Genomic DNA, 15251 nt, shown 5'->3' on the forward strand with positions numbered 1-15251 from the left:
GTCAGTCCACCGGCCGCGTGCGCAGGCCGCTCATGCCCCCGTCGACCGCGAGCGAGGTGCCCGTGGTCGAGGAGTTCAGCGGGCTCGCGAGGAAGACCACGGACTCGGCGACCTCCTGCGGGGTGACCATGCGGCCCGTCGGCTGACGGGCGTCGAGCGCCGCCCTCTCGGCCACGGGATCGGGGAAGTTCTGGACCATGCGATCCACGAACTCGGTCGCGACCGTCCCCGGGTTCACGCAGTTCACGCGGATGCCCTCGCGCACGTGGTCGGTGGCCATCGCGAACGTCATCGCCTGCACGGCGCCCTTGGTCGCCGAGTAGAGCACCCGCTCCTGCAGGCCCGCGGTCGCGGCGATCGAGGACATGTTGACGACGGCCGCATGCGCTGGGCGGCGCAGATGGGGGAGCGCGGCGGCGGTCACGCGCGCCATCGCGGTGACGTTCACGCTGAGCACGCGCGCCCACTGCTCGTCGTCGTTCGCGGTCACATCGCCCACGGCGCTCACGCCCGCGTTGTTCACGACCACGTCGATCCCGCCCAGGGAGTCCGCGGCGGCGTCGACCGCGGTGCCCGTCGCCGCCCTGTCGCCGAGGTCGACCACGTGGACGGTCGCGCCCTCGGGCGCACCCGTCGGCGAGAGGTCGAGCACGGCGACGTGCGCGCCGAGCTCCAGGAAGCGGGCCGACGTCGCCCGGCCGATTCCCGAGCAGCCGCCGGTGACCAGGACCTTCAGGCCCTCATAGGGGTTCGCGGGGGTCATCGGCCGGTCTCCTTCTCGGTGGTGGTGGACGCTGCGTCGGACGCCGTGGCAGGCGCGGTGGGGGCGGGCGTGTCGTGGAAGGTCTGGCGCTGGCTGCCCAGGCCCTCGATGGCGAGCTCGACGACATCGCCGTCGCGCAGGTAGGGCTGACCGGGGAGACCCATCGCGACTCCCGCGGGCGTCCCCGTGTTCACGAGGTCGCTGGGATAGAGGGTCATGAAGCGCGACAGGTAGGCGAGCACCTCGCCGACGCCGAAGATCTGGTCTGCCGTGGTGCCGTCCTGGCGGCTCTCGCCGTTCACCGAGAGGGTGAGGGAGAGGTCCTGGACGTCGGAGATCTCGTCGGCGGTGACGAGGTACGGGCCCATGGGGTTGAAGGTCTCGCAGTTCTTGCCCTTGTCCCAGGTGCCGCCGCGCTCGATCTGGAACTCGCGCTCGGAGACGTCGTTGCTGATCGTGTACCCGGCGACGGCGGCGAGCGCCTCCTCGGGCGAGGCCGCATAGCGCAGCGTGCTGCCGATGACGGCGCCCAGCTCGACCTCCCAGTCGGTCTTCACGGAGTCGCGCGGGATCAGCACGTCGTCATAGGGGCCGACGACGGTGTCCGGGGCTTTCATGAAGACGATCGGCTCGGCAGGGATCTCGGCGTTCGTCTCCGCCGCATGGTCGCGGTAGTTCAGACCGATGCACAGGATCTTGCCGGGCGCGAGCGGGGCGCCGACGCGGATGGTGCCTGACGGGGCGGCGTCCGAGGTCTGCGGCTCCGCGGCGTCGGACCCGCGCGTCGCGTCGGCGTCCAGCACCGGCAGATCGCCGGTGTCGAGGACGGGCAGGGAATTCTCCGCGATCGCGCGGCGGGTCCGCTCGATCCCGTCGTCCTCGAGGAAGGTCCTTGTCAGGGCCGTGGCTCCGCCCGTGAGAGGTGAGAGGTCGTAGGACGTGCCGTCGTGGACGACAGCCGTGCGCTCGGCGCCGGCAGGGCCGTAGGCGAAGAACTTCACAGGGGCTCCCCTTCGAATCATCGATGATGCCCTCGCAGGCTACCGCAGACATCCGATGTTTGGTGCGGGGAGAGGTGCGGCGAGCCGTCCGAGCCCTGTGCGTGCAGCGCCCGGGCCGGCTCGCCCTCCGGTGGCGGCGGTCAGGCCCCGGGCGCCGCCTTCAGCACGCGCGCCTGGTCCTGGGCCTTGAGCGCGAGCTCGACGGAGGTGAACACGTGGTCCTGGGTCATGGCGTTCTCGGTGCGGTGCAGGACGTCGAGGATGAGGTCGCCGAAGAAGGGGTAGCCGACCTGACCGGTGGCCTCGATGCGGTGCTCGCCCTCGCCGTCGACCAGGAGGACCTGGCCGGGGCCGTTGTCGGTGGTGACGTCGACGTACTTGCGCAGCTCGATGTAGCCCTCGGTGCCGAGGATGAAGGTGCGGCCGTCGCCCCAGGTGCGCAGCCCGTCGGGGGTGAACCAGTCCACGCGCACGTAGCCGGAGGCGCCGGAGGACAGGGCGACATGGGCGTCGCCGAAGTCGTCGAGCTCGGGGTGGTCGGCGTGGTCGAAGTTGCCGATGGAGGAGGAGAGGATCTCGGCGTCGTCCGAGCCCGTGAAGGTGAGCATCTGCTCGAAGTTGTGGGAGCCGATGTCGGTGAGGATGCCGCCGTAGCGGGCGCGCTCATAGAACCAGTCGGGGCGGGAGTCCGGGTCGCCGAGGCGGTGGGGGCCCATGCCCAGGACCTGGATGACCTGGCCGATGGCGCCGCGGTCGATGAGCTGTCCGGCCAGGACCGCGGCCTCCACGTGGATGCGCTCGGAGAAGTAGCAGGCGTACTTCCTGCCGGTGCGCTCGACGGCGGCGCGGGCGCGCTCGAGCTGGTCGAAGGTGGTCAGCGGGGTCTTGTCGGTGAAGTAGTCCTTGCCCGCGTCCATGACGCGGATGCCGAGATCGGCGCGGTCAGCGGGGACCGCCGCGGCGGCGACGAGGAGCACCTCGGGGTCCTCGAGGATCTGCTCCTCGGACTCGGCGAGCTGGACGCCCTCGAAGCGCTCGGTGAAGGCGGCGGCGCGCTCGGGCTGGGTGTCGTAGACCCACTTCAGGGTGCCGCCGGCGCCGATCAGGCCCTCGCACATGGCGGTGATGTGGCCGTGGTCCAGGTGCATCGCGGCGAAGGTGAACTCACCGGGGGAGACGACGGGCTTCGGCATCGGAGCGGGGGCGTAGTTCGCGCCTTCGGAGACGGCCATGATGCGTGGGTTCCTTTCGAGGAAGCGGACGGCTGTGGGTGTGTCAGGTGAGGACGACGGGCGAGGCGACCCGGGCGGGCAGCGAGGATCCGCTGCTGCGAAGCGCCCGGTCAGGCCTGTGCGGCGTCGGGGAGGCCGACGGGCATGTACCCGTCCTGGGTGGCGACCGACCCGGTCTTCTCGTGGAAGTGCGGGGCGCGCTCCACGAGGGTGCCCGAGCGGTAGTACGGGTCCTCCGGGCTGATGGGCAGGTCGACGACGCGCCGCTCGATCGCGGACTCGTAGACCGCGGTCACGAGCTCGACGGCGTTGCGTCCGTCCTGCCCGGTCACGAGCGGCTCGCGGCCCTCGCGCACGGCGGCCACGACGTCGGCCAGCTGCGCGGGATGCCCGGTCCGGGGCAGCGGTGGGAGCGAGGCCGCGAACTCCTCGAGCTCGGCGACCGTCTCGACGTCGCCGCCCTGCTCGGGGAAGCCGTTGGGGCGGGCGACCTCGGCCGCGGGCTCCCAGGGCTGGGAGACGCGGGCGCGCGCACCCTGCAGCGAGATCTCCTGCTTCTGGCCGTGGTGGACCACGGAGCTGGTGAGCTCGGCGAGGCTGCGCTCGTACTGCAGGATCGCGGTCGACAGGTCCTCGACCTCGGCGTTGTCGTGCTGGGCATTGGTCATCATCGCGCTCACGGCGAGCGGACGACCCAGCAGCCAGAGGGCGATGTCGATGTGGTGGATGGCGTGGTTCAGCGTGGGACCGCCGCCCTCGGAGGCCCACGTGCCGCGCCACCACAGGTCGTAGTAGGAGTGCCCGCGCCACCACTCGGAGGCGATCCGTGCGTGCGAGAGAGGGCCGATCTTCCCGGAGTCCAGCACCGCCTTCAGCCGTGCCATCTCGTCGCGGAAGCGGTTCTGCGCGATCGTCGAGAGGATCTTCCCGCTCGCGCGCTGCGCGGCGAGCATCGCGTCGCACTCCTCGAGGGAGGTGGCCATGGGCTTCTCGACCACGGCGTTCACGCCCGCCTCGAGCACCTGGATCGCGAGCGGCGCATGGGCCGACGGGGGAGTGGTGACGGAGACCAGGTCCAGGTCCTCGGCCTCGAGCATCGCCGCGACGTCGTCGTAGACGCGGGCGTTCTCGAGCCCGAAGGCCTCGCGCTTGGCCGTCGGCCCCGGGAGGTCCAGATCCGCCAGGGCGACGATGCGCAGGTCGGGGAACTCCTCGGCGAGCTCGAGGTACGCGTTGATGTGGGCGTCGGAGATGGCGCCGGTGCCGATGATGCCGACGGAGAACATGTCGGGGATGTACCTTCCGGAGGTGGACGGACGTGCCTTCCAGTGTCCCGCGTCACGCCGGGCGACGTGGGCGGATGCCGCGGGTTGCCCCGCGCGGGGCCGGCCCCTCAGCCCCTCACGTCGGTGAGCGGGACGGCCTGCGGACGCTCGCAGCTGCTCGCGACCTCGACGCGCGAGCCGCTGCGCGAGGAGGCGAGCACGGCGTTCATGACCTCCAGGGCGTGCTGGCCGAGCGCGCCGCTCGCCCGCAGGTCCGCGCCGCGCAGCGCCATGTCCTGCAGACCGATCCCGCGCGAGGCGTCCACGTAGCCGGCGCTCACAGGCAGGGTCTCCCACCCCTCGCCGCCCAGGCGGTGCAGCGCGACGTCGCCGTCGAAGCGGTTGGGGTCGGGCACCGCGAGGCTGCCGGCGCTGCCGTGGATCTCGATCGGGTGGATCGAGGTGGCGACCGCGTCGAAGCTCATCACGAGCGTGGAGAGCACTCCCGAGGAGTGCACGAGGATCCCGCTGACGTGCGTGTCCGTGCTGACCGGGATGATCTCGCCCGCGCGCGGGCCGGAGCCGATGGTGCGCTCGGCGCGGGTGCGGGAGGCCGCGCCGATCACGGCGTCGACCGGGCCCAGCAGCGTGACCAGCGCGTGGACGTAGTACGGACCCATGTCCAGCAGCGGTCCGCCGCCGGGCACGTAGTAGAAGTCCGGGTTGGGGTGCCAGCGCTCGTGGCCGGGGGTGAGCATGGTGGCGGTCGCCGCGATCGGGGCGCCGATGAGGCCCTCGTCGATCGCCGCGCGCGCCGTCTGCGTGCCCGTGCCCAGCACGGTGTCGGGGGCGGAGCCGACGAGCACGCCGGCCGCACGGGCCGCCTCGAGCACCGCGGCGCCGTCGGCCGTCTCGACGGCGAAGGGCTTCTCGGCGTACACGTTCTTCCCGGCGGCGATCGCCCGGCGGTCCACCTCGGCGTGGGACGCGGGGATCGTGAGGTTCAGGACCGTGTCCACGTCCGGGTCGGCGATCAGCTCGTCGACCGAGAGGGCGCGCACGCCCTCGTGCTCGGAGGCGACGGCCTCGGCCCGGGAGGCGTCCAGGTCCGCGACCGCGACGAGCTCCACGTCCGGCAGGGAGGGGAAGGAGGCGAGGTACTGCGCGGAGATGTTCCCGCAGCCGATCATGCCGATCCGCAGGGGGCGGGGAGCGGCGCTCATCGGGCCTCCTCCGTCCGGTGCGCGCGGCCGGCGGACGCGGCGGCGTACGGGTCCTCGGAGCCGCGCGCGGCCCACAGCAGCCCGCGCTCGACGATCGTGCGCACGCTGGGATCCTCGAGCACGTCGACGTGGTGGCCGGGGGTGGCGACGAAGATCCGGCCCTTCCCCCACTGGCGGGTCCAGATCGCGGGCGAGGTGATCGGGCGGGTCCACGGGTCCCACTCCCGCACCTTCTGGGTGGTGGTCGCGAGCACGTCGATGTAGTCGTCGGAGAGCACCCAGTACTGCTCCGTGACCAGGTCGAAGTCGTCCACGCCGCGGGTGATGGGGTGCTCGGCGGCCGCCGGGAGCATGTTCACCGTGTAGGGGACGTAGTTGTCGTCCTGCTCGCCACGGCGCTCGTCGGGATGCTTGCCCGGGTGGCAGCCGAACTGGCCGCCGATGAGGGTGAGGTAGTCCGACTCGCTGCGGTAGCTGTCGGCGATGCCGCCGTGCCATCCGGCCAGGCCCGTCCCGGCCTCGACCGCGGCGCGCAGGCCCTCGAACTGGGGGCGCTCGATCGTGGACATGGTCATGCACTGCACGATGAGGTCGACGCCGGCCATGTAGTCGGCGTCCGCGTAGATCGCCGGGCTCTCCTCGATGCGCACCTCGAAGCCGTGCTCGCGCAGGTGGGGGATGAACAGGTCGGTCGCCTCGACGGGCTGGTGCCCGTCCCAGCCGCCGCGGACGACGAGGGCGGTTCGGGTGGTGGTCATCGGGAGGTCTCCTCGGTGGTGGACGGGGCGGGCGCGGTGGGCGCGGTGGACGGGGTGGACTGAGCGGGGCCGACGGCGGTCCAGCGGGAGTCGTCGGCGTGGCTGGCCTCGACGGCGGCCAGCACGCGCTGCACGCGCAGGGCCTCGTCGAAGGACGGCGAGGGTTCGGTGCCCTCGCCGATCGCGCGCACCAGGTCTGCGATCTCGTGCGTGAAGGTGTGCTCGTAGCCCAGGCCGTGCCCGGTGGGCCACCAGGCGGCGGCGTAGGGATGCTCGGGCTCATTGGTGAGCACGCGGGTGAAGCCCTGGCGCCCCGCGGGGGCGGTGGCGTCGTAGATCTCCAGCTCGTTCATGCGCTCGAAGTCGAAGGCGATCGCTCCGCGCGAGCCGTGGAGCTCGATGCGCATCGCGTTCTTGCGTCCCTGCGCCATGCGGGTGGCCTCGAAGGAGCCGAGCACGCCGCTCGCGAGGCGCACCGAGAACAGGGCGGTGTCGTCCACGGTGACCTCTCGGCGCTCCCCGGCGGCGTCCCCCTTCCCGCCCAGGCCCTGCATCGCGCCTGCGGTGGGGCGGGTGGGGACCACGGTGGCGAGCGTCCCGGAGACGGCCTCGATGTCCGTGCCGGTGACCCATTGGACGAGGTCGACGACGTGCGCGCCGATGTCGCCGAGGGCGCCGGAGCCGGCCGTCTCCTTCTCCAGCCGCCAGGTCATGGGGGCGTCGGCGTCGGCGAGCCAGTCCTGCAGGTACTGCGCGCGGACCTGCCGGATCTCGCCCACGAAGCCCGAGGCGACGAGCTGGCGGGCATAGGCCAGGGCGGGGGTGCGGCGGTAGGAGAACCCGCACAGCGAGCGGACGCCGCGGGCGGAGGCGGAGCGGGCTGCGTCCGCCATCTCCTCGGCCTCCGTCACGGAGTTCGCGAGCGGCTTCTCGCACAGCACGTGCTTGCCGGCGGCGAGCGCGGCGAGGGCGATCTCCCGGTGGGTGTCGCCGGGGGTGCAGATGTCCACGAGGTCGATCTCGGGGTCCTCGACGACGTCCTGCCAGCGGGTGGTGGTGGACGCGAAGCCGTACCGCTGCGCGGACTCGGCGAGGGTCTCGGGGCGCCGGCCCGCGAGGGTGCGCAGCTCGGGGGTCAGCGGCAGGTCGAAGAAGCGGTGCGCGGTGCGCCAGGCATGGGAATGGGCGGCGCCCATGAAGCCGTGGCCGATGAGGCCGACGCGCAGCGGGCGGGAGGACGGGGTGGTCACGGCGGGGGTCACGGCTCCTCGGTGAGCGGACGATGGCGGCGGGACGGATCAGGGGCGGGCAGGACGTCGCCCGCTGGCGGCCCCCTCGAACCTATCCGGGCCGACACCGGTGGACAACCGTCATGGCCGCGCAGGTCAGCGCGCAGAAGGACGGGGAGGGCCGCCGCGGCGGCCCTCCCCGTCCCACGGGGTCGGGTGGGGTCAGAGGATGCCGCCGAGGAGGCCGCCGACGACGCCGAGGATCGACTCGAGAAGGCCGGTGACGAGGTCCATGGTGTGTCCTTTCGCGGGGACGGAGGGATTCCGTCGCGGACCTTCAGCCTCCAGGGGACACGACCAGAAGTTACCGTCCGGTCACTGGCTATGACCCCTTCGTGACCGGCCCGTCCGGCACGCGGGCGGATGTTGACCGCGCCGCTCGGGTCTCGCGTGGTGCTTCCCGGCCGGGAGCCGCTCATTTGCCGGCCCCCGCGGTCATGCCGCCCACGAGGTACCGGCGGCCCAGGGCGTACAGCACGATGATCGGGATCGAGGAGAGCACCACGGCGGCCATCACCACGGGCACGTTGGTCGCGTACTCGCCCTGGAAGGACCACAGCGCGAGCGGCAGTGTGCGCTTGTCGGGGCTCTGGGTGAGGATCAGTGGGAACAGGAAGCCGTTCCACGACATCAGCGCCTGGTACACACCGACGGTGACCAGCGCGGGGCGGGTCATCGGGAAGGCGAGGCGCCACATCTTCTGCCACTCGCTGCAGCCGTCGATGTCCATCGCCTCGAACAGCTCCCCGGGCACGTCCCGCATCGAGTTGGAGATGATGAGGATGCTCAGCGGCAGACCGAACGCGATCCCGGGGAGCATCAGGGCGCCCAGCGAGTCGTACATGTGCAGGCGGATGATCAGCAGGTAGATGGGCACGATCGTCGCCTGCACGGGGATCGCGAGGCCCAGCAGGAACACGCTGCGCAGGGGCCTCGAGAAGCGGCTGGTGGCGCGGACGATCGAGTACGAGGCCATGAAGGCCATGAGCACGAGCGGGATCACCGTGCCGAGCGCGACGAGCACGCTGTTGGCCAGGTACATCCCGAAGTCGGCCTCGAGCACGGCGGTGAAGTTCTCGAACGCGAGCGCGGCCGAGGGCAGCACGGGGTTCGAGCCGAAGTACGTGGAGATCGACTTCAGGCTCGTGATGCCCACGAAGTAGATGGGCAGCAGCACGAGCAGCAGCCAGAGCCAGCCGAAGGCCCCGCCGATCCAGTTCCTGCGCATGTCTCAGGCTCCTTCCGTCTGGCTGGCCGAGGCGTCCTTGCCGCCCAGGCGCTGCACGCCGAGCGCGAGTCCGAGGCCCAGGACCACGAGGATCACGGCCAGCGCGCTCGCGACCCCCATCTCGTTGCCGCGGAATCCCGTGAGGTACATGTCCAGAGGGAGGATCCGCGTGGACGAGCCGGGCCCGCCCTGGGTGAGCACGAAGATGATGTCGAAGTAGGTGAGCGCGCCGACGACCATCAGGGTCGAGCTCGTGATCAGCGTGTACTTGAGCTGCGGCAGGGTGATCGAGAAGAACTGGCGCACGCGGCCGGCGCCGTCGATCTGCGCCGCCTCGTACATCGTCAGCGGGATCTGCCGCACCGCGCCCTGGTAGATGAGCGTGTGGAAGGGGATGAACTGCCAGGCGATGATCACCAGCAGCACGATCCACACGAGGGTCGAATCGCCCAGCCAGTTCTGCCTGAGGAAGGGCATGTTCAGCCCGCTCGCGAGCCCGAAGTTCGGGTCCAGAAGGGACTTGAAGGTGATCGCGATGGCCGCCGAGGACAGCAGCAGCGGCAGGAAGTAGAGCACTGCGAGCACGTTGCGATAGCGCTGGCGGCCCGCGAGGAACGTGCCCAGCAGAATGCTCAGCGGCGTCTGCAGCACCCAGGTCGCCACGATCATCAGCACCACGAGCGCGAGCCCGTGCCAGGTCGTGGAGCGGGTGAGCACCTCGCCCCAGCTGGTGAGCCCGGTGAAGGTGATGGCGCCGATGCCGTTCCACGAGGTGAAGGACAGCACGAGCACGCCCACCAGCGGCAGCAGCGCGAAGATCGCGAAGAACCCCAGCGCGGGCAGGGCGAACAGCACGTGCGAGAGCTGCAGGCGCTCGCGGCCGGGGGCGCCGCGGGCCGACGGGCTGGTCATGCTCAGGCCCCCTTGCCGCTGTTCATGTTCTCGGCGAACTGCTCGGGCTCGAGCTTGCCGAGGAAGAGCTGCTCGGTGTTCACCAGCAGCGTCTCGGCGTCGGTGGGCTGCAGCGCCTGGTCCCAGGACTGGGTGAAGGCGGGCGCGTCCTGGAGGGACTGGTAGACCCACTGGAGGTAGTCGGCGTCGTCGCTCGCCTTCAGCGCGTCCTCCTGGCCGGTGACGACGGGGGCGGAGCCGGAGTCGACGAAGGCCGCGGCCACGTCGTCGGTCATCATGCCCTCGAGGAAGAAGTCCTGGGCGACGGTCTTCTCGGCGTCGGAGGCGGCGGAGGACAGCGAGACGTAGTTGCAGGGGTTCCCCACGAGGTCGCCGAGCTCTCCCTTGCCGCCCTCGATGGTGGGGAAGGGGCCGTAGCCCAGGTGCCCGCCGGAGACGAAGTCGCCGCCGCTGGCCTTCATGCCGCCGAAGGTCCAGCCGCCGTGCAGCATGAGAGCGGCCTTGTCGGACCACAGCAGGGCCTGATCGGTGTTGGAGTCGGCGGCCATGGACTCGAACCCGTCGGCGAAGGCCTTGACCTCGAGCAGCTCCTTGACCCTCTCTCCCATCTCGACGACGGCGTCGTCGAGCCAGGCGTCCTTCTCCCCGGCGGCGATCCTCTCGAACACCTTCGGACCGCCGATGCGGTCCAGCAGGTACTCGAGCCACATCATCGAGGTCCAGCGGGACTGCCCGGCGAGGGAAATCGGCGCGACGCCGCCGGAGTGCGCCTTCTCGATGACGTCCAGGAGGTCGTCCCAGGTGGTGGGGGCCTTCGCCCCGATCTTCTCGAGCACGGTCTTGTTGTGGAACATGATGATCGGCTGGGTCGCGCCGATCGGGAGCGCATAGATCTTGTCGTCCACGGTCGCGGCGCCCCACACGGACTCGATGAAGCGGTCCTTGAAGTCGGCGTTCTCATCGAGCCACGAGGTGAGGTCATCGACCTGCTTCTCCTCGGCGTAGGTGCGCAGGCCGCCTCCGCCCCAGCCGTAGATGATCGTGGGCGCCTCGCCTGCACCGATGGCGGTGCGGATCTTCTGCTTGTAGGCGTCGTTCTGGAAGAACGTGAGGTCGATGGTGCCCTTGTCGAGCTCGTTGAAGGCGTCGACGGAGTCCTTGTAGATACCTTCGTTCGGCTGCCCCGAAAGCTGCCAGAAAGTTGCGGAGTCGCCGCCGCCCGAGGAGCCGGATCCGCCGGGCCCCGAGGTGCCGCAGGCGGCGAGGGCGAGGGCGGAGGCGCCGGCGGCGGTGCCGAGCGCGGTGCGGCGCGAGATGAGGGGTGTGTGCATGACCTGCTCCTGCTGTCGACGGTGACGAGAAGTGCGGTGGGAAGCGGGGCGCCGCGGGGCCGATGGCCACCGTCGCGCGATAAGTGAGGCTAATTTACAAAGGGGCGGCGCATCGGTCAAGGGCGGGTTCTGAGTGTCCCGGCCGACGGCCTTGGCGGGTGAAGACGCAGGTGATGGCGGTGCGGCCCTGCGAGGTGCGGGGTGAGCGGCGCATGTCGCCACGGCGCGGCATCGCGCTGTGCTGTGCGCAGCGAGGCCTGCAGGCGTCCCGCTGCGGTGTGCTGCGAGGTGGGCAGGCCGGAGCGGACTGGGGTGCTGGGTCGTCCTCCGGGCGATCGCTGCGGCGTCGCCGCCGATCGTGGAGTGCGGTGCGTGGACGTGGACTCGGAGCAGGTACGGTGTGCCCATCGCCGCGCGGCGGAAAGGTTTCGAAAATATCGCCACGCAGCGGTCCGTCGACAGGGCTGAGAAGGGGGTCACGGGATGCTCGATGCGCAGGGGGCGGAGCCCGACGAGGGCGAACAGCGAGGTCACGAGATCCGTGAGGGCGCAGCGGAACGCGGCCGGACGGACGCGCGGCAGCGGAAGGTGACGCTCGGAGAGGTCGCGCGCCGTGCCGAGGTCTCGCTCGCCACAGCCTCGAAGGTCATGAACGCGCGCGCCGACGTGCGCAGGGAGACCCGCGAACGCGTGGCACGCATCGCCCAGGAGCTGGGCTATTCCCCGCGGGCCCGTGCGGCCGTTCCCGGGCCTGTCGCGCTCATCCGCTTCCCGCGCCTGGACAGCCCCTACGTCATCGACATCCTCGCCGGAGCCGAGCACGCCGCCCGGCGCGCGGGCGCGCAGCTCCTCGTCGAGACCGGCGGCGGCGACCTCGGCGCGCGCGAGCCGCTGACCCGGGAGCGGATGGAGGACGCCGCCCGCCGCGGCGCCGCGGGGGTCATCGCCGTCACCACTCCCGTCGGCCCCGAGCATGCGCGCTGGAGTCGCGAGCTCGATCTCCCCCTGATCGTCATCGACCCCATCTCGGTCCCGGAGGCGGACGTCGGCGCGCCCGTGCCGGACCTGGTGACGATCGCGGCGACGAACTGGGAGGGAGCGGTCTCGGCCGTCCGACACCTCGCCGCACTCGGCCACCGCCGGATCGCCACCCTCGCCGGACCGGAGGAGTCGATCCCCGGCAGGCAGCGCCTGCAGGGGTACCGCAGCGGCCTCGAGCAGCAGGGCATCGCCTTCGACCCCGCGCTCGTGCGGCACGGCCGCTTCGATGACGAGGACGGGGAGATCGGCGCCGCGCAGCTGCTGGACCTCGAGGACCCGCCCACGGCGATCTTCGCCGCCTCCGACGGACTCGGCGTCGGCGTGCTGCGCGAGGCGCGCCGACGCGGTCTCGACGTGCCCGGCGACCTCAGCGTGCTCGGATTCGACGACACGATCGTGTGCCGCTGGACCTGGCCGCGGCTCACCACGATCCGCCAGCCGCTGTTCGCCATGGGGCAGGTCGCCGTCGAGCGCCTGCTCGCACTCGCGGCGGACCCCGAGCTGTTCGCCCATCCCTTCCAGCTCGAGACGCGCCTCGTGGAGCGGGAGTCGACCGGGCCGGCGCCGACGCGCACCGACTGATCAGGGACGGCCCCGGATCAGGCCGCGCGGGCGATCCACTGGCCGGGAGCGGCGAAGACGGGTTCGAGCGCCCACCGTGCGGCGCCGCGCAGAGCCAGGTCGGCCGGGGCGTCCGAGCGCTCGATCGTGATGGGGCCGGCCTCGGTCGCGAGTGCGTGCTCGGCGACGGTCTCGCTGATCACGGGCCCGATCTCCTCGCCGATCGGTGCGAGATGGCCGGAGAGGACCACGGTCGAGAGGTCCAGGACATTCAGGGCGTTGGCGACGGCGGTGCCGATCGCGCGGCCGATCGTGCCGATCACCTCGCTGCGACCGTCGGCCCGGCCGTCCCCGCTCTCGCGGGCGAGCGCGTCGACCAGCTCCTCCAGCGAGGCGCCCGGGCCCAGCCCGGCCCGCTCGCGCAGGGCGTGTGCGGACACGTACGCCTCGAGGCAGCCGCGTCGCCCGCACCGGCAGAGCGCCCCGCCGGGCTCGACGACCATGTGCCCGAACTCGCCGGCCCATCCGTGCTCGCCCTCGAGCACGCGTCCGCCCAGCACGACCGCCCCGCCCACGCCGGTGTGCCCGCGCAGGTAGAGGAAGGACTGGCCAGGCCGCTGATCGAGCTCGGTGAGCACGGAGAGCCGATTGTCGTTCTGGGCGAGCACGGCGAGGCCTGCGAGCTCGGGGCGCTCCCTCAGCCGGGCCACGAAGGGGACGTCACTCCAGCCGAGCCCGGGCGCGGAGAGCACGGAGCCGTCGGCCGGATCGATCCGACCCGGCAGTGCCGCGCACGCCCCGACCACGGGAAGCGGCGTCGGCGACTCGGCGCTCGCCGCCCCGCGCACCTGGGCGACGAGACGCCCGCAGGCCTCGATGACCAGACTCGGCGGATTGCCGGCGGCCGCCAGCGGCTCGTCGGCCGCGGCGAGCACCTCCCCGGTGAGATCTGTGGCGAGGCAGGAGACGCCGTCGGCGGTGACCTCGAGGCCGATAGCCAGCAGGGTGCCGCGAGCGGGTCGCAGCGGGACCATCGGCCGACCCGTCCCGTGGATGAGCGGGGCGTCCTCGGCGACGAGGCCCGCCCCGATGAGCTCCTCGATGAGCTTGGAGACCGTGGGCTTGGTGAGCCCCGTGCGGGCGGCGAGGCTTGCGCGGGAGAGTGGCTCGGGCGCTGAGGAGAGGGTGCGCAGGCAGAGAGAGAGGTTGTGCTCCCGCAGGTGGGTGGACTGCACGGGGATGCTCCTCTCGTCGTGCGATGGCCTGCGCCGCGTCGTTCCTCGCCCGGCCGCGGTTGGAGGATCTTCGCCGGCCCGCTGAGCGTATCCGCTGGGCGGGCGGGTCCGAGCCGCGTCCGCCCACTTGTGCCCGCGGGCGACGGCCCGTAGGTTAGTTGCTGCATCTTACTAAACAGAGGAGATCAACGATGACCGCTCCCACCCCCACCCGCGAGGACCGCTTCTCCTTCGGCCTGTGGACCACCGGCTGGACCGCGAAGGACCAGTTCGGCGACCCGACGCGTCCGCCGCTCGAGCTCACGGCGCACATCCGCCGCCTCGCCGAGATCGGCGCCTGGGGCTTCACCTTCCACGACAACGACGTGGTCCCCTTCGGCGCGAGCCCCGAGGAGCGCTCGCGGATCATCGCGCAGCTGAAGAAGGTCACGGAGGAGACGGGCCTCGTGATCGAGATGATCACGACCGACACCTTCGCCCACCCGGTCTTCAAGGACGGCGCCTTCACCAGCAACGACCGCTCGGTGCGCCGCTACGGCCTGCGCAAGGTCCTCACCAACGTCGATCTCGCCGCCGAGCTGGGCGCGAAGACCTTCGTCATGTGGGGCGGTCGCGAGGGCGCCGAATACGACGGCTCGAAGGATCTGCTCGCCGCCCACCAGCGCTACGCCGAGGGCATCGACACCGTCGCCGGGTACATCAAGGACAAGGGGTACGACCTGCGCGTCGCCCTCGAGCCCAAGCCCAACGAGCCGCGCGGCAACATCTTCCTGCCCACCGTCGGCCACGCCCTCGCCTTCATCGAGCAGCTCGAGCACCGCGACATCATCGGCATCAACCCCGAGACCGGCCACGAGCAGATGGCGACGCTGAACTACACCCACGGCCTCGCCCAGGCGCTGTGGGCCGGCAAGCTCTTCCACATCGACCTCAACGGCCAGCACGGCCCGATGTACGACCAGGACCTGGTGTTCGGCCACGGCGACCTGATCAGCGCGTTCTTCACCGTGGACCTTCTCGAGAACGGCTTCCCCTCCAAGCCCGGCGCCTTCGACGGCGCCCGCCACTTCGATTACAAGCCCTCGCGCACCGAGCACGAGAAGGGCCAGTACGACGCGGCCGCCGCGAACATGGAGATGTACCTGATGCTCAAGGATCGCGCGCTGGCCTTCCGCGCCGATCCGGAGGTGCAAGAGGCCCTGGCCTACTCGGGCATCGAGGACCTCGGCAAGCCCACCCTGGGCGCGGGCGAGTCCCTCGCCGACCTCCTCGCCGACCGCAGCGCCTACGAGGACTTCGACGTCGACGCCGCGGGGGCCCGGAACTTCGGCTTCGTGCGCCTGCAGCAGCTGGCCATGCGGCACCTACTGGGCTTCGCGGGGTGAGTGGGCCCAGCTGATCGGCCCGGCCGA

The 15251-nt window shown here is 71.5% G+C and carries 13 protein-coding genes; 2 read left to right on the forward strand and 11 right to left on the reverse strand.

The window, feature by feature from the left end; translation table 11 throughout:
- Position 1: 1 nt before the first annotated feature.
- From Bra3105_RS12200 to Bra3105_RS12245, 10 genes are all read right to left on the reverse strand, one after another.
- Positions 2-763, reverse strand: a complete 762-nt coding sequence (locus Bra3105_RS12200; RefSeq protein WP_228356989.1) for an SDR family NAD(P)-dependent oxidoreductase — start codon at positions 761-763, stop codon at positions 2-4.
- On the reverse strand, positions 760-1764 hold the full coding sequence (locus Bra3105_RS12205; RefSeq protein WP_228356990.1) for a fumarylacetoacetate hydrolase family protein: 1005 nt from the start codon (positions 1762-1764) through the stop codon (positions 760-762). The genes Bra3105_RS12200 and Bra3105_RS12205 overlap by 4 nt, the downstream gene beginning before the upstream one ends.
- Before the next feature lie 140 nt (positions 1765-1904).
- On the reverse strand, positions 1905-2996 hold the full coding sequence (locus Bra3105_RS12210) for a Gfo/Idh/MocA family protein (RefSeq protein WP_228356991.1): 1092 nt from the start codon (positions 2994-2996) through the stop codon (positions 1905-1907).
- A 110-nt stretch (positions 2997-3106) separates the two neighbouring features.
- Positions 3107-4282, reverse strand: coding sequence for a Gfo/Idh/MocA family protein (locus Bra3105_RS12215; RefSeq protein WP_228356992.1), 1176 nt, complete (start codon positions 4280-4282; stop codon positions 3107-3109).
- A gap of 107 nt (positions 4283-4389) precedes the next feature.
- Positions 4390-5484: a Gfo/Idh/MocA family protein gene (locus tag Bra3105_RS12220; RefSeq protein WP_228356993.1), complete on the reverse strand. Its 1095-nt coding sequence runs from the start codon at positions 5482-5484 to the stop codon at positions 4390-4392.
- Positions 5481-6242 (reverse strand): ThuA domain-containing protein, encoded by a 762-nt coding sequence (locus Bra3105_RS12225; RefSeq protein WP_228356994.1) that lies wholly within the window; start codon positions 6240-6242, stop codon positions 5481-5483. The genes Bra3105_RS12220 and Bra3105_RS12225 overlap by 4 nt, the downstream gene beginning before the upstream one ends.
- Positions 6239-7504 (reverse strand): Gfo/Idh/MocA family protein, encoded by a 1266-nt coding sequence (locus Bra3105_RS12230; RefSeq protein ID WP_267061682.1) that lies wholly within the window; start codon positions 7502-7504, stop codon positions 6239-6241. The genes Bra3105_RS12225 and Bra3105_RS12230 overlap by 4 nt, the downstream gene beginning before the upstream one ends.
- Before the next feature lie 442 nt (positions 7505-7946).
- Entirely contained in the window at positions 7947-8759 is an 813-nt protein-coding gene (locus Bra3105_RS12235; RefSeq protein ID WP_228356995.1) for a carbohydrate ABC transporter permease, read from the reverse strand.
- A 3-nt stretch (positions 8760-8762) separates the two neighbouring features.
- Positions 8763-9671, reverse strand: coding sequence for a carbohydrate ABC transporter permease (locus Bra3105_RS12240; protein WP_228356996.1), 909 nt, complete (start codon positions 9669-9671; stop codon positions 8763-8765).
- A 2-nt stretch (positions 9672-9673) separates the two neighbouring features.
- The gene (locus tag Bra3105_RS12245) at positions 9674-11002 is read right to left on the reverse strand and encodes an extracellular solute-binding protein (protein WP_228356997.1); all 1329 of its coding nucleotides are present in this window, start codon (positions 11000-11002) and stop codon (positions 9674-9676) included.
- Positions 11003-11485: 483 nt separating this feature from the next.
- Between Bra3105_RS12245 and Bra3105_RS12250 the strand changes: the two genes are divergently transcribed.
- Positions 11486-12625, forward strand: a complete 1140-nt coding sequence (locus tag Bra3105_RS12250) for a LacI family DNA-binding transcriptional regulator (protein WP_228356998.1) — start codon at positions 11486-11488, stop codon at positions 12623-12625.
- 17 nt (positions 12626-12642) lie between these two features.
- Here the strand turns inward: Bra3105_RS12250 and Bra3105_RS12255 are convergent, their stop codons facing one another.
- Positions 12643-13839 carry an ROK family transcriptional regulator gene (locus tag Bra3105_RS12255; protein WP_228356999.1) on the reverse strand — a complete coding sequence of 399 codons (1197 nt, stop codon included), beginning with the start codon at positions 13837-13839 and terminating at the stop codon, positions 12643-12645.
- A gap of 191 nt (positions 13840-14030) precedes the next feature.
- Here Bra3105_RS12255 and xylA point away from each other — a divergent pair, with 191 nt between their 5' ends.
- A complete protein-coding gene (gene xylA, locus Bra3105_RS12260) occupies positions 14031-15224 on the forward strand; it encodes a xylose isomerase (protein ID WP_228357000.1) in 1194 nt (397 codons plus the stop codon).
- Positions 15225-15251 lie beyond the last annotated feature (27 nt).

Source organism: Brachybacterium halotolerans subsp. kimchii (assembly GCF_020792675.1).
GTDB lineage: Bacteria > Actinomycetota > Actinomycetes > Actinomycetales > Dermabacteraceae > Brachybacterium > Brachybacterium halotolerans.

Coding starts and splice junctions, on each gene's coding strand:
- Bra3105_RS12240 (WP_228356996.1), bottom strand. CDS start 9,671: ATGACCAGCCCGTCGGCCCGCGGCGCCCCCGGCCGCGAGCGCCTGCAG.
- Bra3105_RS12215 (WP_228356992.1), bottom strand. CDS start 4,282: ATGTTCTCCGTCGGCATCATCGGCACCGGCGCCATCTCCGACGCCCAC.
- Bra3105_RS12225 (WP_228356994.1), bottom strand. CDS start 6,242: ATGACCACCACCCGAACCGCCCTCGTCGTCCGCGGCGGCTGGGACGGG.
- Bra3105_RS12250 (WP_228356998.1), top strand. CDS start 11,486: ATGCTCGATGCGCAGGGGGCGGAGCCCGACGAGGGCGAACAGCGAGGT.
- Bra3105_RS12200 (WP_228356989.1), bottom strand. CDS start 763: ATGACCCCCGCGAACCCCTATGAGGGCCTGAAGGTCCTGGTCACCGGC.
- Bra3105_RS12210 (WP_228356991.1), bottom strand. CDS start 2,996: ATGGCCGTCTCCGAAGGCGCGAACTACGCCCCCGCTCCGATGCCGAAG.
- Bra3105_RS12220 (WP_228356993.1), bottom strand. CDS start 5,484: ATGAGCGCCGCTCCCCGCCCCCTGCGGATCGGCATGATCGGCTGCGGG.
- xylA (WP_228357000.1), top strand. CDS start 14,031: ATGACCGCTCCCACCCCCACCCGCGAGGACCGCTTCTCCTTCGGCCTG.
- Bra3105_RS12245 (WP_228356997.1), bottom strand. CDS start 11,002: ATGCACACACCCCTCATCTCGCGCCGCACCGCGCTCGGCACCGCCGCC.
- Bra3105_RS12235 (WP_228356995.1), bottom strand. CDS start 8,759: ATGCGCAGGAACTGGATCGGCGGGGCCTTCGGCTGGCTCTGGCTGCTG.